Source organism: Corallococcus exiguus (genome assembly GCF_009909105.1).
In the GTDB taxonomy this organism is placed as follows: Bacteria; Myxococcota; Myxococcia; order Myxococcales; family Myxococcaceae; genus Corallococcus; species Corallococcus exiguus.
In genome coordinates this window covers 315,730-337,288 of record NZ_JAAAPK010000008.1, presented here as the reverse complement: position 1 = coordinate 337,288, position 21,559 = coordinate 315,730, and the positions used below count along the sequence as shown (strand labels likewise).

Here is a 21,559-nt window from a genome sequence, read left to right as displayed (position 1 = left end):
TACGCAAGCTGCGAACGTCTCTGGCAACACCAGACGCCCCGGCACCTTGAGGTGCCTGCCACGCGAAGGAGCGGACCCATGAAGTACGCCAACCTGGGACACACCGGCCTGCGGGTCTCCCGCATCTGCCTGGGCTGCATGAGCTACGGCACTCCGAAGTGGCGCCCGTGGGTGCTGGACGAAGAGGCGGCGCAGCCCTTCTTCCGCCGCGCGGTGGAGCTGGGCGTCACCTTCTTCGACACCGCGAACATGTACTCGGACGGGGTCAGTGAAGAGGTGACGGGCCGCGCGCTGCGCAAGTACGCGAAGCTGGACGAGGTGGTGCTGGCGACGAAGGTCTACTTCCCCACGGGCAGCGGCCAGAACGAGCGCGGCCTGTCGCGCAAGGCCATCACCCAGGCGTGCGAGGCGAGCCTCAAGCGGCTGGGCGTGGACACCATCGACCTCTACCAAATCCATCGGATGGATCCGAACACGCCCATCGAGGAGACGCTGTCCGCGTTGGATCAGCTCGTGCGCCAGGGGAAGGTGCGCTACCTGGGCGCGAGCTCCGCGTACGCGTGGCAGTTCATGCGCGCGCTCAGCGTGTCCGAGCGCAACGGCTGGGCGCGCTTCGTGTCCATGCAGAACCACTACAACCTGGTCTACCGCGAGGAGGAGCGGGAGATGCTGCCCCTCTGCGAGGCGGAAGGCGTAGGCGTCATCCCGTGGTCGCCGCTGGCGCGAGGACTGCTCGCGGGTTCACGCAAGTCGCTGGACGACAAGGAGGCCACGACGCGCGCGGGCTCCGACACGCTGTCACCCATCCTCTACAACCAGCCCGGAGACTGGGACGTGGTGGAGGCGGTGAAGCAGGTGGCGGAGGCGCGCAAGGCCCCGCCCGCGCAGGTGGCCCTGGCGTGGCTGTTGTCCAAGCCCGTCGTCACCGCGCCCATCATCGGCGCGACGAAGCCCGAGCACCTGGAGGACGCGGTGAAGGCCGTGAGCCTCAAGCTCGCGCCAGAAGAAGTGAAGGCGCTGGAGGCCCCCTACAAGCCGCACGCGGTGCGCGGCCTGTAGGCGGTGCCAGGGGTGGACGCGCCTCAGCGCTCCTTCACGAGCGCGTCCACCTTCTTCTCCAGCGGCTTCACGTCCTCGAAGAACGAGTCCATGGAGTGCGCCGGGGCCACGCGCAGCACCGGTGGCAGGAGCGAGCGGGGGAACTCCAGCTCCTCGCTGAAGGGTTCGTTGCCCAGCACCTCCGACGCGTTCGTGAGGACCAGCACGCCCACCGACGCGATGACGAGCCCGCGCACCACCCGCTTGCCGCTCCAGCGCGTCACGTAGCGCAGGTGCCAGTAGAGCCCCCACCCCACCAGTGCCAACACGGCCAGCATGCGCACGAAGCCCAGCCACGAGCCCAGCGAGAAGCTGAAGCTCACGAGCGCGAACAGGGGCGGTAGCAGCGAGAAGCCCAGCAGCACCAGGGCGGCGATGGTGGTGTGCACGCGGAAGTGGAAGCGCTTGCGCGCGATGCGGCTCGCCAGAGACCAGCCCCCGGCCCACAGGAGCGCCAGTCCCAGGGGCACCACCGCGGACATCAGCAGGTCGCCCCAGTCCGTCTTCCGGAACTGGGTCACCCGCTCGGAGATGAAGGACGTCACGACCAGCGCCTGCAGCGTGAACGCGAAGGCCCGAGGGCGCTCGATCAGACGCTCGCTGGGGGCTTCGGGGGCTTCGTTGACGAGCGTGTCCTCCACCACGAAGGAGCGGGGCCGGAAGCGCAGCACCGTGTCCCCCACGGACACACGCGCGTCCGGGGTGACGACCAGCTCCTTCAGTGGCGCCCACGGCTCCACGCTGAAGGTGCCGTTGACGCTGCCCACGTCATGCAGCACCACCGCGCCGTCCTCGCGCCGCTCCAGGCGCAGGTGTTCCGCGGAGACCTTCGGGTCGTCCAGGATGATGTCGTTGGCGTAGCCGCGCCCCACCGTCACCGGCAGCGTGTCCAGCCGGTGGCGGGACTGGACGGCGTCCCCTTCCAGCACCTCCAGGAAGATCACTTCGCCCATGACAGGCCCTCCAGGTAGCGGCGCGCCAGCTTGCGAGCGTTCTCCGCGGAGAAGCCGCCCAGCGTGAGGCTGGTGTCCACGCCGTGCGTGGATGCGTTCAGCGTGGCCGCGCGCAACACCAGGTCGTAGAGGCCCGGGAAGCGGCGGTAGGCGCGCATGCAGATGGCGGCGCGCACGGTGAGGCCGTTCACGTCCACGAACTCCGACTTGCAGCGGAAGTTGGTGACGTCCTCGCGCGTGGCGGCCACCGCGTCCGGGTCCTGCGAGAAGAGCGTGCTGTAGAGCGCGGAGAAGCGCATCGCGCCCAGCTTCTGGCTTTCGACGTGCTGGTGCAGGTAGGCCACCACGCCCGTGCGGTGGCTGGAGGACAGGAAGATGTCCTCCTCGGAGGAGCACTGGTAGCTCGTCACCGTGTAGGGCGTCTCCGGATCATGCGGCGTGTCGCCCCAGCACTTGAGGAAGGGGCTCCAGCGGCCGGGGACGCGGTACTCGCCCAGCGACTGCTTCGGCAGGTCCGTGGCCATCAGCCTGTCGGTGATGCGCTGCTGGTTGGCCAGCAACTGATCCTTCACGGACGTCATCAGCGCGGCCGGGTCCGGAGGCGCTTCCTGCTCCAGCGCCCGGTCGAGCAGCGCCCGTGCACGGGCCACCGGCACCAGGAAGCCCACCTGGTTGCCCATCGTGGCCACGTTGACGCCCACGACGCCGCCCTCGCCGCTGAGCGTGGGGCCGCCGCTCATGCCGGGGTTGATGGCGCCGGTGAAGTGCACGCGCTCGTAGAGGGCGTCGCGCACCAGGCCGTTGTAGGTGCCCTCCACGATGGTGGTGCCCAGGTCGCGCGGGTTGCCCATGGCGAACAGGCGCGTGCCCTGCGGCGGTTCGTGCTCCTCCAGCTTGAAGTAGTCGCTGACGGGCGTGTCCACCTGGATGACGGCCAGGTCGCTCGCCACGTCCACCGCGAGCAGGCGCACCGGCACCGTCGCGTCGCCGCGGTCCAGCTCCGCGGTGTAGTCCTCCGGGTGGAGCACCAGGTCGGAGACGACGTGGTAGTTCGTGAGGGCGTGGCCCTTCGCGCTCACGAAGAACGCGGAGCCGATGGAGGACTTCGTCCCGGAACGGCGCTCGATGATGCGCACCTGCGAGACGCGGCCCTGGATGCGGCGGAACAGCTCGTGCGTGGCCGGAGGCAACGAGGCCACCGGCAGGGGCGGCACCACCACGTCCGCGACGCCGGCGTCGGGCGCTGGAAGGGCCGGCGGAGCTGGAGACGCCGGGGGCGCCGAAGGAGCCACGGGCCCCTGCGCGAGCACGGCGACAAGAAGAAGGGAGAACATGGGCGGCGGAACCGTATCCCACCGCGAGCCCCACCGGGGGACGCCTTGGCCCTCCTGTCAGGCCACGCTACGAAGTGGCCGGCCCCTCCCCCTGCCGGCGGCGGCGCCAGGCCGCGTACGACACCAGCAGGGCTCCGGCCAGGGTGCCCGCCAGCGCCCCCGCGAGCCGCCGGGAGACGACGCCCGCCACCGGGGCCTCCATGCGGAAGGTCTCCAGCGAGGCGCGCACCCCGGGGGCCAGGGCGTCCCAGCGGGCGGCGGGCGCGCTGACCGTCACCACGGCGTGGCGGCCTTCGGAGGCCAGCCCCGTCACCAGCACCGTGCGCACCTGCCCTGCTTCACGGAGCGTCCCCAGCACCTCCACCCGGGGCACGGGCCCGCCCACGCGGTCCACCCGCTCCGGCGTCAGCGCCACGCCCAGCTCCCGTTGGAAGTGCTGGACCACGGCGGTGGAGAAGGAGTCGCGCTCGGAAGGACTGGCGGAGAAGCCTCCGTCCACCACGGCGATGAGGAACGTGGCCGCGTCCGGGCCCTCTCCGTCCGACAGCGCCGCGGACAGGGCGCGCGTGCGCACGCCGTCCTCCGACACCGCGCCCACCTGCGAGCCGGTGTAGCGCTCCCAGCGTGCCATCCGGAACGTGTCCGGAGGCCGGAAGCTGTAGCCATCCCGCCGCAGCTCCGTGCCGAGCGAACCGGACAGCGACAACCACACACCGGTGAGGACGGGCAGGAGCACGGGCCCCGAGGATAACCCCGAAGCCCGCGCCACGCCCGCTCCCCTGCCCCGCCGCTACCCGATCTTCTTCTTCAGGTCGTCCACCGGCGTCGTGTGCGTGACGATGCGGGACTGGAGCTCCCGCGCCACGTTGGTGATCAGCGGCTTGCGCATCATCGTCATGTGCGTGCCCGGCATGTCCACGACCTCCACGCCGCCGGTGACGAACTCCTCCCAGCCGGTGTGCTCACGCGTGTCCGGACGCTGGCTGGCGCGCAGCAGCACGATCTTCCCGTCGAGCGGCTTCGCGTCGTACTGCGTGAAGGCGCGCGAGGTGGACTCGAACACCCGGTACAGGTTGCGCACGCGCTCCACGCCCACGTCGGCGATCTGCGTGTCACCCTGGCTGCCCACTTCGTAGAAGTAGTTCACGCGCTCCGCTTGCGTCATCTGGGAGATGCGCTCGCGCAGTTCCAAGGGGTCACGGCCGGTGGTGGCCGCCAGCATCATGGTGAGTTCGGAGGTGAGCATGTCCTCCAGGACCTGCTCCGGCGTCTTGTCCGGCACCATGTGCTGCACGGTGTACGCGTCGATGCTCGCCAGCAGCGCCACCTCTTCGCCCACGGCGCGCAGCTGCCGCGCCATCTCGAAGGCGATGATGCCGCCCAGCGACCAGCCCGCCAGGTGGTAGGGCCCGTGCGGCTGCACCTCGCGCACGGACGCCAAGTACAGCGCGGCCATCTCCGCCACGGTGCCCAGGGGCTCCTCGCCCTCGGTGCCCCGGGCCTGCAGGCCGTAGCACGGCTGATCCGCGTCCAGCTCTCGCGCCAGATCCACGTAGCAGAGGACGCCGCCGCCCGCCGGGTGGATGGCGAACAGCGGAGGCTTCGTGCCCTCCGGCTTCAGCGCCACCAGCGGCGACCAGGCGCGTGACTCGGCCTCCAGCAGCGCGGCCAGCTGCTCCACCGTCGACGCCTGGAACAGCGACGCCAGGGGCAGGTTCTTGCCGGTGAGCTGCTGGATGCGGCCCATGAGCTGCACCGCCAGCATGGAGTGGCCGCCCAGGTCGAAGAAGTCGTCGCGGATGCCAATGGGCAACATCCCGAGCGTCTCCTCCCAGACTCGGACCAACTGCAGCTGAAGCGGCGTGCGCGCCACCACCAGCGTGGAGCCTTCCGCGCGCGTGGTGTCCGGCGCGGGCAGCGCGCGGCGATCCACCTTGCCGTTCGACGTGAGCGGCAGCGACTCCAGCGTCATGAAGGCGGACGGCACCATGTACTCCGGCAGCGTGCGCCGCAGTTGCTCGCGCAGCTCCGGGACTCCCGCCACGCTCTGACCCGGCGCGCCCACCAGGTACGCCACCAGGCGCTTGTCGCCCGGCACGTCCTCGCGCACCAGCACCACGGCCTCGCGCACGCTCGGGTGCGAGAGCAGGCCCGCCTCGATTTCGCCCAACTCGATGCGGAAGCCGCGCACCTTCACCTGGAAGTCCGCACGACCCAGGTACTCCAGCGTGCCGTCAGGACGCCACCGCGCCAGGTCGCCGGAGCGGTAGAGCCGCGCGCCCGGAACAGTGCTGAACGGATCCGGGATGAAGCGCTGCGCGGTCAGCTCCGGCCGGCCCAGGTAGCCGCGGCTGAGGCCGTCGCCGCCCACGTACATCTCACCCGTGACGCCCGGAGGCACCGGCTGTCCGTGCGCATCCAGCACGTACACCTGGAGGTCCGGGATCGCGACGCCGACCTCGCTGCCGCGCCCGCCCTCCGCGTCCGCCGCCTTGAGTGCGCGGTAGGTCACGTGAACGGTCGTCTCGGTGATGCCGTACATGTTGACGAGCACCGGCGCGTTGTCCGCGTGGCGCGCGTACCAGGGACGCAGGCTGCCGAACTCCAGCGCCTCGCCGCCGAACACGACCGTGCGCAGGGACAGGCCCTCGTGGTCGCCCGTGCGCTCCTCGTGTTGGATCAGCTGACGGAACGCGGACGGCGTCTGGTTGAGCACCGTGACGCCCTCGCGCTTGAGCAGCGCGTGGAAGTCCGCGGGCGTGCGGCTGACTTCGTACGGCACCACCACCAGCTTGCCGCCGTACAGCAGCGCGCCCCACATCTCCCAGACGGAGAAGTCGAAGGCGTACGAGTGGAACAGCGTCCACACGTCCTTCGCGCCGAAGTCGAACCAGTGCTTCGTGCCGTCGAAGAGGCGCACCACCTGGGCGTGCTCAATCTGCGCGCCCTTGGGACGGCCCGTGGAGCCGGACGTGTAGATGACGTACGCCAGGTGATGCGGCGCCACGCCGCTGTCCGGCGTCGTCGTGGGCGCGGAGGCCCAAGCGGCGGCATCCGAGTCCAGGCACAGGCGCTTCGCCGCGCCCGACGGCACCACGTCCAGCAGGTGCTGCTGCGTGAGCACCACCGGCACGCGAGCGTCCTCCACCATGAACTCCAGGCGATCCCGCGGGTACGCCGGATCCATGGGCAGGTACGCGCCGCCGGCCTTGAGGATGGCCAGCAGGCCCACCATCAGCTCCAGCGAACGCTCCACCGCGAGGCCCACCAGGACCTCCGGCCCCACGCCCAGCGTGCGCAGGTGATGCGCCAGCTGGTTCGCCCGCGTGTCCAGCTCGCGGTACGTGAGGCGCTGTTCGGCGTACGTGACCGCGATGGCGTCCGGGGTACGGGCCGCCTGCCGCTCGAACAACGTGTGCAGGCACGCGTCCACCGGGAAGCGGAAGGACGTGTTCCAGTCCGTCACCACCTGCGTGCGGTCCTCCTCCGTGAGCAGCGGCAGCTGGTGCAGCCGCGCGTCTGGGTTCGCCCCGATGCCCGCCAGCAACACGCCCAGGTGCCGGGCGAGCCGCTCGGCGGTGCTCGCGTCGAACAGATCGGTGTTGAACTCGAGCCCGCCCTCGATGCCGTTCGCCGTCTCCGTGAGGCCCAGCGACAGGTCGAACTTCGCGGTGCGGTGCTCCACCTCCACGCCTTCCAGGGTGAGGTCGGTCAGCGTGAACGCCCCTTCCGGCGCGTTCTGCAGCGTCATGGACACCTGGAACAGCGGCGTGCGGCTGGTATCGCGCGTGGGCGCCAGCTCCTCCACCAGCTTCTCGAACGGCACTTCCTGGTGCGCGTACGCGCCCAGCGTCGTCTCCCGCACGCGGCCCAGCAGCTCGCGGAACGTGGGGTCGCCGTCCAGCTTCGTGCGCAGCACCAGCGTGTTGACGAAGAAGCCGATGAGGCCTTCCGTCTCCGCGCGCTGGCGGCCCGCGATGGGCGTGCCCACGCTGATGTCATCCTGCCCGGAGTAGCGAGACAGCAGCGTCTGCCACGCGGCCAGCAGGACCATGAAGGGCGTGGTGCCCTCCTTCAACGCCAGGGCCCTGAGCGTCTCCGTCAGCTCGCGGCTGACCTTCACCGGGACGCTGGAGCCGTGCGACGTCTGCACGGCCGGACGCGGACGGTCCGTGGGCAGCTCCAGCGCGGAGGGCGCACCGGTCAGCTGCTGCTTCCAGTAGCCGAGCTGCTTCTCCAGCACCTCGCCCTGGAGCCAGCCACGCTGCCAGCCCGCGTAGTCCGCGTACTGCACCGGCAGCTCCGGCAGGGACGGCGTGCCGCCGTTGGAGAAGGCCTCGTAGGACGCGGCCATCTCGCGCACCAGCACGCCCATGGACCAACCGTCGGAGACGATGTGGTGCATGACGAGCAGGAGGATGTGCTCCTCCTCGTCCAGCTTGAGCAGCTTCACGCGCAACAGCGGACCGGTGGCCAGCTGGAACGGGTGCACCGCCTCGTCGTCCGCGAGCCGGCGGGCCTCGTCATGGCGCTCCGGCTCCGCGATGTCGGAGAGGTCCACCACCGGGAGCGGCAGCGACACCGCCGGGTGGATGACCTGCGTGGCCTGTCCGTTGTCCAGGTGGAACGACGTGCGCAGCGATTCGTGCCTGCGCACCAACTCCGTGAAGCTCTGCTCCAGCGCCATCACGTCCAGCGAGCCCTTCAGGCGAAGGACCATGGGCACGTTGTAGGCCGGGCTGGACGCGTCCAGCTGGTGCAGGAACCACAAGCGCTGCTGAGCGAACGACAGCGGCAGGCGGCCTTCGCGCGGCAACGGCACGATGGCGGGCGCCTGGGTGCCCGCGCCGGCCTGGAGCGCCTGGTCGATGAGGACGGACAGCTTCTGCACCGTGGGCGCGTTGAAGACGTCCCGCAGCTGCAGGTCGATCCGGAAGATGCTCCGGACGCGAGACAGCACCTGCGTGGCCAACAGCGAGTGTCCGCCCAGCTCGAAGAAGTCGTCCGTCGAGCCCACGCGGTCCACGTTCAGCAGCTCGCTCCACGCTCCGGCGAGCAGCTGTTCGGTGGGAGTGCGCGGCGCGATGAACGCGTCGTCCTGCGCGCGCTCGTCGCTGGGGACGGGCAGCGCCTTGCGGTCCACCTTGCCGTTGGAGGTCACCGGCAGCGCCTCCATCACCACGAAGGCGGACGGCACCATGTACTCCGGCAGCGTGCGCTCCAGGTGTTCGCGCAGGCCCTTGCGGTCCAGGGACTCCACGTCACCGGCGACGTAGGCCACCAGCCGCTTGTCGCCGGCCACGTCCTCGCGGACGACGACGACGGACTCGCGCACGCCGTAGGCGCCCATGAGGGCGGATTCGATCTCCCCCAGCTCGATGCGGTAGCCACGCACCTTCACCTGGTGGTCGACGCGGCCCATGTATTCCAGCGTGCCGTCTGCGCGCCAGCGGGCCAGGTCGCCGGAGCGGTACAGCCGCGCGCCAGCGTCGGTGCTGAACGCATCCGGCACGAACTTCTCCGCCGTGAGCTCCGGCCGGCCCAGGTAGCCGCGGCCCACCTGCACGCCGCCGATGTACAGCTCACCCGGCACGCCCACCGGCACGGGTTGCAGCTGCGAATCCAGCACGTACATCCGCGTGTTGGGCAGCGGCTTGCCGATGCGCACCGCGCCGGAGCCCGAGTCCTCCGGGGCCACGACGTGCACCGAGCAGCCCACCACCGTCTCCGTGGGGCCGTATTCGTTGATGAGCCGCGTGGCCGGCGCGTGCTTGCGCCAGAACGCCAGCTCCTCCGAGAAGAGCGCTTCGCCGCCGATGACGAAGGCGCCCGTGCGCCCCGCCGCCGCGTCCGCGCCCAGCAGGTCCGACAACAGCCGCAGGTGGCTGGGCGTCAGCTTCACCAGGCTGAAGCCCGTGCCTTCACGCAGCACGTCCGCCAGGCCTTCCACGCCTCGCGTCTCCGACACCATCACCACGCCCCGGCCCGCGACCAGCGGCGCCAGCATGCTGGTGACGGTCAGGTCGAACGCGAGCGACGAGTGCACCGGTGCGCCCGCGCCCGTATCCAGCCCGTACGCCGACAAGCACCACGTCAGGTAGTTGGACACACCGCGGTGCTCGATGGCCACGCCCTTGGGCTTGCCCGTCGAACCGGACGTGTAGATGACGTACGCCAGGTTGCCAGCCGTCACCGCCGTCACGGGCGCGTCCTCGCGCTCGCGGGAGATGCTGCGCTTCCAGTCGCCATCCAGGCTGATCAACTGCTGGGTGGTGACGGGCAGCTCGTCCGCCAGCGAGTCCTGCGTCAGCACCACCGGCACCTGCGTGTCCTCCAGCATGAAGGACAGTCGATCCAGCGGGTACTTCGGGTCGAGCGGCACGTAGGCGCCGCCGGCCTTGAGCACGCCCATCACGGCGATGACCATCTCCAGCGAGCGCTCCAGGCACAGGGCGACCTTCACCTCGGGCCCCACGCCCAGCCGGCGCAGGTGGTGCGCCAGCTGGTTGGCCTTCGCGTCCAGCTGCCGGTACGTGAGCTGCTCACCCTCGAAGGTCGCGGCGATGGCGTCCGGGGTGCGGGCCACCTGCTCCTCGAAGCGCTGGTGGATGCAGGCATCGCGCGGGAAGTCGGCCCGCGTGTCGTTCCACGTCGTCAGCAACTGCGTCCGTTCGCCATCCGTGAGCAGCGGCAGGCGCTGCACGGGCACGTCCGGCTGGGACGCCACGCCCTCCAGCAGGACGCGGAGGTGCTCCAGCATCCGCTCGGCGGTGCCGGCGTCGAACAGGTCGGAGTTGTACTCCATGGCTCCGCGCAGCTCTCCGTCCACCTCCGACAGGGTCATGTTCAGATCGAACTGCGCGGTGCGGTGCTCCAGCGGGACGGCGCGCAGCGTGAGGCCCTTGACCTCCAGCTCCGGCACCGGCGCGTTCTGGAACGACAGCAGCACCTGGAACAGCGGCGTGCGGCTGGTGTCGCGCGTGGGCGCCAGCTCCTCCACCAGCTTCTCGAAGGGCACTTCCTGGTGCGCGTACGCGCCCAGCGTCGTCTCCTTCACCTGGGCCAGCAGCGCGCGGAAGGACGGGTTGCCCTCCAGCTTCGTGCGCAGCACCAGCGTGTTGACGAAGAAGCCGATGAGGCCCTCCGTCTCCGTGCGGCCACGGCCCGCGATGGGCGTGCCCACGCTCACGTCGTCCTGACCGGAGTAGCGCGCGAGCAGCACCTGCCACGCGGCCAGGAGCACCATGAAGGGCGTGGCGCCCTCCTTGAGCGCCAGGGCCTTCAGCGTGTTCGTCACCAGCTTGCCCACGCGCAGGTTCACGCTGGCGCCCCGGTACGTCTGCACCGCCGGACGCGGACGGTCCGTGGGCAGCTCCAGCGCGGCGGGCGCGCCAGTCAGCTGCTGCTTCCAGTACGCCATCTGCTGGGCCAGCACGTCACCCTGCAACCAGCCGCGCTGCCAGCCCGCGTAGTCCGCGTACTGCACCGGCAACTCCGGCAGGGACGGCGCGCGACCGGAGGCGAAGGCCTCGTAGAGGGCCGCCATCTCCCGCACCAGCACACCCATGGACCAGCCGTCGGAGACGATGTGGTGCATCGTCGCGAGCAGCACGTGCCGCTGGGCCTCCAGCTTGAGCAGCTTCACGCGCAGCAACGGACCGTTCGCCAGGTGGAACGGACGCTGCGCCTCTTCGTTGGCCCGACGCTGGGCCTCGGCTTCACGCTCGGCTTCGGGCTGACCGGACAGGTCCACCACCTGAATCGGCAGCGTCGCGGCCGGGTGGACGACCTGCGCGGGCTGGCCGTCGCGCATGGGGAACGTGGTGCGCAGCGATTCGTGGCGGCGCACCAGCTCCGTGAAGGCGCGCTCCAACGCGGACACGTCCAGCGTGCCCTCCAGCCGCACCGGCAGCGGGAGGTTGTAGAAGGCGCTGTCCGGCTCCAGCTGGTTGAGGAACCACAGACGCTGCTGAGCGAACGACAGCGGCATCCGCTCCGCGCGCGGCAGCGGCACGAGCGGCGGCGCCCTCACGCCCCTGCCCTGCGCCACGAGCGCGTCCACGCGCCGGGCCAGGTCCGACACCGTGGGCGCCTCGAAGAGCGTCCGCAGCGGCAGCTCCACGTCGAAGGCCTCGCGGATGCGCGACGCCAGCCGCGTGGCCATGAGCGAGTGGCCACCCATCTCGAAGAAGTGGTCCTCCACGCCCATGCGCTCCACGCCCAACAGCTGCGCGAAGAGGGCCGCGAGCAGCTCCTCCGTCGGCGTGCGCGGGGCCACGAAGGTGCGCGTGCGCGACACCTCGCCCGTCGGCGCGGGCAGGGCCTTGCGGTCAATCTTGCCGGCGGGCGTCAGCGGCAGCGCTTCCAGCACCACGAAGGCCGAAGGCACCATGTACTCCGGCACCTCGGTCTTCAGGTGGCGGCGCAGCTCCACCGCGTCCAGCGTGCCCGCGGCCTGGGGCACGACGTACGCCACCAGGCGCTTGTCGCCCGGCGCGTCCTCGCGCACCACCACCGCCGCCTCACGCACCTCCGCGTGGTGCAGCAGCACGGATTCGACCTCACCCAGCTCGATGCGGAAGCCGCGCACCTTCACCTGGGAGTCGATGCGGCCCAGGTACTCGAGCTCGGCCAGGGACGTCCACCGCACGCGGTCACCGGTGCGGTACAGCCGCGCGCCCGGCTCCTGGCTGAACGGGTTCGGGATGAACCGCTCCGCCGTCAGGTCCGGCCGGCCCTGGTAGCCACGCGCCAGGCCCGCGCCCGCCACGTACAGCTCGCCCGGGACGCCCGTCGGCTGGGGCCGGAGCGCGTCGTCCAGCACGTACACCTGCACGTTCGCCCAAGGCTTGCCGATGGTGAGCCGCTCCGGGTTCGCGCCGTTCTCGGTCAGCGTCGCGCAGACCGTGGCCTCCGTGGGGCCGTAGGCGTTGATCATCAAGCGCCCTTCGCCCCACTTGCGCGCCAGCTCCACGCTCAGCGCTTCGCCGGCGGAGATGACGGTGCGCAGGCCCTCCAGCCCTTCCGTGCCCAGCTGCGCGAGCACCGACGGCGTCAGGGTGACAGCGGTGATGCGCTGCTCCTGGAGCAGCGTGCGCAGCGGTTCATCCGGCAGCAGCCGGTCGCGCGGCGCGAGCACCAGCGTGGCCCCGGCGACGAGCGTGCCGAACACCTCGCACACGCTGGCGTCGAAGCTGGACGCCGCGTACTGCAGCACCCGGCTGCCCGGCGCGTAGCGGTGCGCGCGGCCCGCCTGGATGGCCGTGTTCACCAGGCCCTGGTGCTGGAGCAGCGTGCCCTTGGGACGGCCCGTGGATCCGGACGTGTAGATGACGTACGCCAGGTTGGCGGAGGTCACGTTCACGGACGGCGCCGTGGTGGGCAGTGCCTGGAGCACGTCCCGCACGTCATCCAGGTGCAGCCCGACACGGTCTTCCGCGTGCAGGCCCGGCATGGGCTCGCCGCGCGTCACGAGCACCGTGGCGCCGCTGTCCTCCAGCATGTAGTCGAGCCGGTCGATGGGGTACGCCGGGTCGAGCGGCACGAACGCGCCGCCGGCCTTGAGCACGCCCAGCATGCCGACCACCAGGTCCAGCGAGCGGTCCAGGCAGAGCGCCACGCGCACTTCCGGCGCGACGCCCAGGGTGCGCAGGTGGTGCGCCAGCTGGTTCGCCTTCGCGTCCAGCTGCGCGAACGTGAGCGACGTGTCCTCGTAGACGAGCGCCACGGCGTCCGGCGTGGCGCGGGCATGCGCCTGGATGAACGACTGGATGCACGCCTCGCGCGGGAACTCCACGCGGGTGTCGTTCCACACCACCAGCGCCTGCCGCGCCTCGTCCTCCGTCATCAGGGGCAGCGCCATCACGCGCTGGTCCATGTCCGTGGCGATGCCTTCCAGCATCATCACCAGGTGCTGCACCAGCCGTTCGGCGGTGGCGCGGGAGTACAGGTCGGAGTTGTACGCGAGCCGGCCCAGGAAGCCCTCGGACGCGTCCGCCAGCGACAGGGACATGTCGAACTTCGCCGTGCGCGCTTCGGCTTCGAACGTCTTCAGCGTGAGGCCGGCCACGGACACCTGACCGGACAGATCCTCCGCCTGGAGCACGAACATGGCCTGGAAGAGCGGCGAGCGGCTGGTGTCGCGCACCGGGTGCAGCTCCTCCACCAGCTTCTCGAAGGGCACTTCCTGGTGGACGTGCGCGGACAGCACCGTGTCACGCACCTGGGTCAGCACGTCGCGGAAGGACGGGTTGCCCTCCAGCTTCGCGCGCAGCACCAGCGTGTTGACGAAGAAGCCGATGATGCCCTCCGTCGACGAGTGCCCGCGGCCCGCGGCCGGAGAACCCACGCTGATGTCGTCCTGGCCCGCGTGGCGCGCCAGGAGCACCTGCCACGCCGCCAGCAGGAACATGAACGGCGTCACGCCCTTCTCGCGGCACAGCGCCTTGATCCGCTGCGACAGCGTCTGCGGCACCTTCACCGCCACGCCGCCGCCCGAGTACGTCATCACCGCCGGGCGCGGGAAGTCCGTGGGCAGCTCCAGCGCGGAGGGCGCGCCGGACAGCTGCTGCCGCCAGTACTCCACGTGCTTGCCCATCACGTCGCTGCGCAGCCAGTCGCGCTGCCAGCCCGCGTAGTCCGCGTACTGCACCGGCAGCTCCGGCAGCGGCGACGGCTTGTCCTCGCGGAAGGCCGCGTAGAGCGCGGCGATCTCGCGGACGAGCAGGCTCATGGACCAGCCGTCCGTGATGATGTGGTGCAGCGACAGGAGCAGCACGTGCTCCGTCCGCGACATGCGCAGGATGAGGGCGCGCATGAGCGGCCCCGTGGCCAGCTTGAAGCCGCGGTTGGTCTCCGCGTCGGCCAGGCGCTTCGCCTCGGCCTCGCGCTCCGCGTCCGGCAGGCCGCTCAGGTCCACGACGTTGAGCGACGCGGGCGTGGGCGCGTGGATGCGCTGCACGGGCTGATCGCCTTCCGCGTGGAACGTGGTGCGCAGCGATTCGTGGCGGCGCACCAGCTCCGTGAAGGTCCGCTCCAGCACGCCCAGGTCCAGCTCACCCTCCAGACGGACGGGCAGCACGATGTTGTAGAACGCGCTGTCCGGCTCCATCTGGTCCAGGAACCACAACCGCTGCTGGGCAAGACCCAGCGGCAGCGAGCCCTCGCGCGACAGCGGCACGATGGGCGGCGCCTGGAGTCCCTGCTCCGAACGCACGGACTGATCCACGCGCTGGGCCAGGTCCGCGATGGTGGGCGCCTCGAAGAGCGCGCGCAGCGGCAGCTCCACGCCGAACGCCTCGCGGATGCGCGAAGCGACCTGCGTGGCCAGCAGCGAGTGCCCGCCCAGGTCGAAGAAGTTGTCGCGCACCCCTACCCGCTTCACGTCCAGGATCTCCGTCCAGACCGTGGCGAGCAGCTCCTCCGTCGGCGTGCGCGGCGCGGCGAACTCCGCCTCGCTGCGCTCCGTGCGGGAGTCGGACGGCGCGGGCAGGGCCTTGCGGTCCACCTTGCCCGCGGGCGTCATCGGCAGCGCCTCCAGCACCACGAAGGCGGACGGCACCATGTACTCCGGCACCTCGCCCTTCAGGTGGCGGCGCAGCTCCGCCACGTCCAGCTCCGTGTCCTCCTGCGCGACGACGTAGGCCACCAGGCGCTTGTCGCCCGGCACGTCCTCGCGCACGACCACCGCCGCCTCACGGATGTCCGTGTGGTGCAGCAGCACGGATTCGACTTCGCCCAGTTCGATGCGGAAGCCACGCACCTTCACCTGGAAGTCGATGCGGCCCAGGTACTCCAGCTCGCCCGTCGCCAGCCAGCGCACGCGGTCACCCGTGCGGTACAGCCGCGCGCCCGCGTCCGTGCTGAACGGATGCGGCACGAACTTCTCCGCCGTCAGGTCCGGCCGGCCCTGGTAGCCACGCGCCAGCGCCACGCCGCCGATGTAGAGCTCACCGCCCACGCCCACCGGCACCGGACGCTGTGCCGCGTCCAGCACGTACACCTGCGCGTTCGCCCACGGCTTGCCAATGGTGATCCGCTCCGGGTTCACGCCGCCTTCGGTCAGCGTCGCGCAGACCGTGGCCTCCGTGGGGCCGTAGGCGTTGATCATGAGGCGCCCCGCGCCCCACTTGCGCGCCAGCTCCACGCTCAGCGCTTCACCGGCGGACACCACGCTGCGCAGGCCCTCCAGCCCTTCCGTGCTCAGCTGCGCGAGCACCGACGGCGTCAGCGTGGCGGTGGTGATGCCCTGCTCCTTCAGCAGCGTGCGCAGGGGCTCGTCCGGCATCAGCCGGTCGCGCGGCGCGAGCACCAGCGTGGCGCCCACGGCCAGGGTGCTGAAGATCTCCCAGACGCTGGCATCGAAGCTGGACGCCGCGTACTGCAACACGCGGCTGCCCGGCCCCACCCGCTTCGCCGCGGCGGCGCGCAGGGCCGTGTTCACCAGGCCCTGGTGCTGGAGCAGCGTGCCCTTGGGACGGCCCGTGGAGCCGGACGTGTAGATGACGTACGCCAGGTTGTGCGCGGACACGCCCGTGCGCGGCGCCTCTTCCGGCATCCGCTCGATGGCGTCCACGTCCATGTCCAGTTGGATGGTCAGGCGGCCGTCGGTGGGCAGCGAGTCCATCAGCGACTCCTGCGTCACCAGCACCGGCGCGCCCGAGTCCGACAGCATGTAGTCGAGCCGCTCCACTGGGTACGACGGATCCAACGGGATGAACGCGCCACCGGCCTTGAGGATGCCGAGCATGCCCACCACGAGATCCAGCGAGCGCTCCAGGCAGAGCGCCACGCGCACCTCGCGTCCGACGTACCGGCGGCGCAGGTGGTGCGCCAGCTGGTTCGCCTTCACGTCCAGCTCCGCGTACGTGAGCGACTGCTCCTCGTACACGAGGGCCACCGCGTCCGGCGTGGCCTCCGCGTGCGCTTCGATGAGCGAGTGGATGGTCGCCTCGCTCGGCAGCTCCGCGCGGACGCTGTTCCAGCCCACCAGCACCTGGTGCCGCTCCTCGGCGGACAGCAGGGGCAGCTCACCCACTGGCGCCTCGGGCTTCGTGACGATGCCCGTCAGCAGCACGTGCAGGCGCGCCATCATCCGCTCCGCGGTCGCGCGGGCGAACAGGTCGGAGTTGTACTCCAGGCGGCCCACGAAGCCGTCCGCCGCGTCCAGCATGGACAGGGCCAGGTCGAACTTCGCGGTGCGCGCTTCCGCCTCGTAGGCGCTCAGCGTGAGGCCCGGCACGGACAGCTTCGCCGCCAGCTCCTGGTGCAGCACGAACCACACCTGGAAGAGCGGCGAGCGGCTGGTGTCGCGCACCGGCTGCAGCTCTTCCACCAGCTTCTCGAACGGCACTTCCTGGTGCGCGTGCGCGCCCAGCACCGACTCCCGCACCCGCGCGAGCACCTGGCGGAACGAGGGGTCCCCTTCCAGCCGCGTGCGCAGCACGAGCGTGTTGATGAAGAAGCCGATGAGGCCTTCGGTCTCCATGCGGCCACGGCCGGCCACCGGCGAACCCACCGTGACGTCGTCCTGGCCCGCGTGGCGCGCCAGCAGCACCTGCCACGCGGTGAGCAGCAGCATGTACGGCGTGACGCCTTCCTTCAGCGCCAGGGCGCGCAGGGCATCCGACAGCTCGCGCGGCAGCGTGAAGGGCAGCGTCTCACCGCGGTACGTTTGCACCGCCGGACGCGGGAAGTCCGTCGGCAATTCCAGCGCGGAGGGCGCGCCGGTCAGCTGCTGCTTCCAGTAGCCGACCTGCTTCTTCAGCACGTCGCCCTGGAGCCAGCCACGCTGCCAGCCCGAGTAGTCCGCGTACTGCACCGGCAGCTCCGGCAGCGGCGACGGCTTGCCCTGGCGGAAGGCCTCGTAGAGCGCGGCCACTTCGCGCACCAGCACGCCGCGCGACCAGCCGTCGGACACGATGTGGTGCACCGTGAGCAGCAGCATGTGGCGCACGTCCGAGATGCGCACCAGCGTGGCGCGCAGCAGCGGGCCCGTGGCCAGGTTGAACGGCTTGCCCGCGTCCTCGTCCGCCAGACGCTGCGCCTTCGCCTCGCGCTCCGCCTCCGGCAGGTGCGTGAGGTCCACGAGCGGCAGCGGCATGAAGCCCGCCGGGTGGACGACCTGCACCGGGTTACCACCCTCCGCGCGGAAGGTGGTGCGCAGCACTTCATGCCGGCGCACCAGCTCCGTGAAGGCCTGCTCCAGCGGGGCCACTTCCAGCGCGCCGTCCAGCATCACCGGCGCGGCGATGTTGTAGAACGCGCTGTCCGGCTCCAGCTGATCCAGGAACCACAGGCGCTGCTGCGCGAACGACAGCGGCAGCGTGTTCTCGCGAGACAGCGGCACGATGGCCGGTGCCTCCAGGCCGAAGCCCTGGCGGACGGCCTCGTCCACGCGAGCGGAGAGCGTCTCCACCGTGGTCGCCTCGAAGAGCGCGCGCAGGGGCAGCTCCACGCGGAACGCGCTCCGGATGCGGGAGATCATCTGCGTCGCCAGCAGCGAGTGTCCGCCGAGCACGAAGAAGTCATCCTTCGCACCCACGCGCTCCACGCCCAGCAACTTCGACCACAGGCCCGCGATGAGCTCCTCGGTGGGAGTGCGCGGGGCCACGTGGGCGCGGCCTGCTTCGGTCTCCTGCTCCGGCGCGGGCAGCGCGCGGCGGTCCACCTTGCCGTTGGACGTGAGGGGCAGCGCGTCCAGCATGACGAAGGCGGACGGCACCATGTAGTCCGGCAGCCGCGTCTTCAGGCCCTGGCGCAGCGCCCCGGCCTCCAGCGTGTGGCCGGGCACCGCGACGACGTAGGCCACCAGGCGCTTGTCGCCCGGCACGTCCTCGCGCGCCAGCACGACGACTTCCGCGACGCCGGGCAGGCCGCTCATCGCCGCCTCGATTTCAGGCAGCTCGATGCGGAAGCCGCGCACCTTCACCTGGAAGTCGACGCGGCCCAGGAACTCCAGCGCGCCGTCCGGCAGGTAGCGGACGCGGTCGCCCGTGCGGTACACGCGCGCGCCGGGCTCCGCGTGGAACGGATCCGCCAGGAAGCGCTCCATCGTGAGGCCGGGCTGTCCCAGGTAGCCCCGGGCCACGCCCGCGCCGCCGATGAACAGCTCGCCGGGCACGCCCACGGGGACGGGCTGCAGCGCCGCGTCCAGCACGTACATCCGAGCATTGGGCAACGGACGGCCCAGCGGCACGGAGGCCGTGGCCGACAGCTGCGTGCCCCGCTCCACCTTCCACGTCAGCACGCCGACCGTGGTCTCGGTGGGACCGTAGTGGTTGAAGACTTCGAGTCCGGGCACCAGCGCGTGCACGCGCGCCACGAGCGCCGGATCGGACGCCTCACCGCCCAGCACCAGCCGCTTGCGAGGCAGGACGCGCTCGGGCGACGGCGACGACAGGAGCGCCGTCAGGTGCGAGGGGACGATCTTCAAGCAGTCCACCGCGTGGCGCTCGAAGTAGTCGCCCAGCGCTGCCGGGTCGGAGGCGCGGTCGCGGGAGATGAGGTGCAGCGTGCCGCCGCCGCTCAGCGTCGGGAAGACGGCGGTGTGGCCCAGGTCCGCGGCCAGCGTGGACACCGACGCGAAGCTCGCCGCCGGGGGCAGCTCCAGCCGGACCGTCACGCCCTCCACGTAGTGGTTGAGCTGACGGTGCTCGATGGCCACGCCCTTGGGCCGGCCCGTGGAGCCGGACGTGAAGATGACGTAGGCCAGGGAGCCCGCGTCGCCCAGGCGCGTCGGGTCGTCCTCACGCTCGCGTGAGAGCAGCCCAGCGTCGGAGTCCAGGCACACGTGTTCCCTGGAGGCGTCCGCCACGTGCGCGGCGAGCGAGGCCTGGGTGACCACGAGCGAAGCCGCCGCGTCCTCCAGCACCGTGCGCAGGCGCTCGGGCGGGTGCGACGGATCCAGCGGCACGTACGCGCCGCCGGCCTTGAGGATGCCCAGCATGCCGACGATGGCGTCCGGGGTGCGCTCGGTGAGCAGACCCACGCGAGCATCCGGGCCCACGCCGCGCGCGCGCAGCCAGTGCGCCAGCTGGTTGGCCCTGCGGTTCAGCTCCCCGTAGGTGAGCTGGCCGTCGTCGCAGACCACCGCCACGGCGTCCGGCGTGCGGGCCGCGTGAACGGCGAAGCGCTCATGAACGAGGGTGTCGCCCGCGGACGCCGCGCCCGTGGCGTTCCACTCCACCAGCAGCTTCTGGCGCTCCGCGTCCGGCAGCAGCCGCGCGTGCTCGTGGCGCGCGTGCGGGTTGGCGGCCATCGCTTCGAGGGCGCGGAAGTAGTAGCCCGCCAGCGCCTCCGTCTGGTCCGCGTCGCGCTGCGTGCCGTTGGTGCGCAGCACGAGCATCAGCGCGCCGGTGTCCGGGCGCTGGAGGAACAGCGTGCTCAGCGGAAGCTCCATCCACGCGGTGGACGGCGTCTCCTCCAGCAGGCGCACGCCTTCGAGCTGCGACAGGCCTCCGGCCACGTGGAAGTGGACGAAATTGAAGATGGTCTCGAACAGCCGCTGGCCCCCCAGCTGCTGCTGCAACCGGCCCATGGGGTAGCGGCGGTGCGGCCAGATGTCGCTGTCCGCCTTCGAGACCTGGCGCACCAGGTCCAGCCACGAGCCGTCCGCCAGCGTCACCGGGAACGGGATGCTGTTGAGGAACAGGCCCACCATGCGCTCACTGTCGGCCGTCTCCGGACGGCCGTTGGAGACCACGCCCGTCACCACCGAGCGCTGTCCCTCCATCAGCGCACGCACGCGCAGGTGCGCCGCCAGCAGCACGGTCTTCAGCGGCACGTTGACCGCCTGTGCCACGCGTTGCAGTCCTTCCTGGAGCGCGGCGGGCACGTCCACCTGCCGCATGCTCAGCACCGGCTCCTGGCCCGCAAGCAGCGGCGCGCGAGGAGCAGGACGGTCCACTTCCGCGAGGCGCGACTTCCAGAACTGCTCGCCCTCGCCGGAGGTGAGCGACTGGTGCTCCAGCGCGACGAACTGGCGGTAGGTGACGGCCAGCGGCGCCGCCTCCGGGGCCGGCGTGCCGCGCAGCAGGTTCACGTAGCCGCGGAACAGCTCCGACAACAGCGTCGCGAGGCTCCAACCATCCAGGATGGCGTGGTGGAAGATGAGCGAGAACTGGAGCGTCTTCTCCGTGCGCCGGTAGATCGCGAAGCGCAGCAGCGGCGCGCGGTTCCAGTCGAACGGACGGCAGCGGTCCGCTTCCACGAGCCTGCGCAACAGCGCGTCCTGCTCCGCGGCAGGCACGTGGCGCACGTCGTGGAGCTCCAGCGGCACCTGGACCTCGCGGTGCACGAACTGCAACGGCTGCTCGTAACCGGTGAGGTCGAACGAAGTGCGCAGGATGGCGTGACGGCGTGCCAGCTCCGCCAGCAGCTGGCGCATCTTCGCCTCATCGAGCGCCATCTCCAGGTGGTAGCTGGTGGCGTCGTGGTACATGCCGGACGCCTGGTCCAGCTCGCTCTGGAAGAGCATGCCGGCCTGGAGCACGGCCACCGGGTACGCATCCTCCACATCCGAGGGCAGGCGCGCGCGGTCCGCGTCGGACAGCAGGCTGAACGGCTCCGAGCCAGGGACGGCCTGCGCCGCGGCCTTCGACGGGGCCGCGTGCACCAGATTGCCAAGCGCGCGGATGGTGGGCTGACGCAGCAGCTCCACCATGGGCAGATCCAACCCGCGCTCACGCAGCTTCGCGATGAGCTGGATGCTGCGGATGGAGTCACCGCCCAGATCGTAGAAGCTGTCGTCGATACCGACGCGCTCCACGCCCAGCACCTCCGCCCAGACCTCGCACAGCGCGGTCTCCTCCATGGTGCGAGGCGCGGCGTACGCGGTGGACATCTGCGGACGCTCGCTGCCGGGCACGGGCAGCGCGCGGCGGTCCACCTTGCCGTTGGGCGTGAGCGGCAGCGCGTCCAGTGCCATCAGCGCCGTGGGCACCATGTACGCGGGTAGCTTGTCGTGCAGGAACGCACGCATCGTGTCCACGCCCAGCGGCTCAGCGCCCTCTTCCGTGACGACGTAGGCCACCAGGGCCTTCTCGCCCGCGACCTCCTGCACGGCGACGGTGACGTCGAGCACGGACGCGTGTCCGCGCAGCGCCGTTTCAATCTCGCCCGGCTCGATGCGGAAGCCACGCACCTTCACCTGCTGATCGATGCGGCCCAGGAACT

At 71.0% G+C, this 21,559-nt stretch carries 5 protein-coding genes (1 of these 5 cut by a window edge); 1 reads left to right on the top strand and 4 read right to left on the bottom strand.

Annotated elements, in window-relative coordinates; all coding sequences use genetic code 11:
• Positions 1-78: 78 nt before the first annotated feature.
• The gene (locus GTZ93_RS27635) at positions 79-1,059 is read left to right on the top strand and encodes an aldo/keto reductase (RefSeq protein ID WP_139915342.1); all 981 of its coding nucleotides are present in this window, start codon (positions 79-81) and stop codon (positions 1,057-1,059) included.
• Between the two features lie 23 nt (positions 1,060-1,082).
• Here the strand turns inward: GTZ93_RS27635 and GTZ93_RS27630 are convergent, their stop codons facing one another.
• The 4 genes from GTZ93_RS27630 to GTZ93_RS27615 all read right to left on the bottom strand — a co-directional run.
• Complete coding sequence (locus tag GTZ93_RS27630; protein ID WP_139915341.1) at positions 1,083-2,051, bottom strand: FHA domain-containing protein; 969 nt, start codon at positions 2,049-2,051, stop codon at positions 1,083-1,085.
• On the bottom strand, positions 2,039-3,385 hold the full coding sequence (locus GTZ93_RS27625) for a S1 family peptidase (protein ID WP_139915340.1): 1,347 nt from the start codon (positions 3,383-3,385) through the stop codon (positions 2,039-2,041). The genes GTZ93_RS27630 and GTZ93_RS27625 overlap by 13 nt, the downstream gene beginning before the upstream one ends.
• Before the next feature lie 67 nt (positions 3,386-3,452).
• The gene (locus tag GTZ93_RS27620; RefSeq protein WP_139915339.1) at positions 3,453-4,121 is read right to left on the bottom strand and encodes a hypothetical protein; all 669 of its coding nucleotides are present in this window, start codon (positions 4,119-4,121) and stop codon (positions 3,453-3,455) included.
• A 54-nt stretch (positions 4,122-4,175) separates the two neighbouring features.
• Positions 4,176-21,559, bottom strand: the 3' portion of a protein-coding gene (locus tag GTZ93_RS27615; RefSeq protein WP_161663102.1) for a non-ribosomal peptide synthetase. The gene runs 14,116 nt beyond the window's last position; 17,384 of the gene's 31,500 nt are visible here — the last part of the coding sequence; its start codon lies off the right edge, out of view; its stop codon occupies positions 4,176-4,178.

Bases quoted from the DNA above. Each gene is read 5' to 3' on its own strand.
- GTZ93_RS27635 (WP_139915342.1), top strand. From the start codon at position 79: ATGAAGTACGCCAACCTGGGACACACCGGCCTGCGGGTCTCCCGCATC.
- GTZ93_RS27630 (WP_139915341.1), bottom strand. From the start codon at position 2,051: ATGGGCGAAGTGATCTTCCTGGAGGTGCTGGAAGGGGACGCCGTCCAG.
- GTZ93_RS27625 (WP_139915340.1), bottom strand. From the start codon at position 3,385: ATGTTCTCCCTTCTTCTTGTCGCCGTGCTCGCGCAGGGGCCCGTGGCT.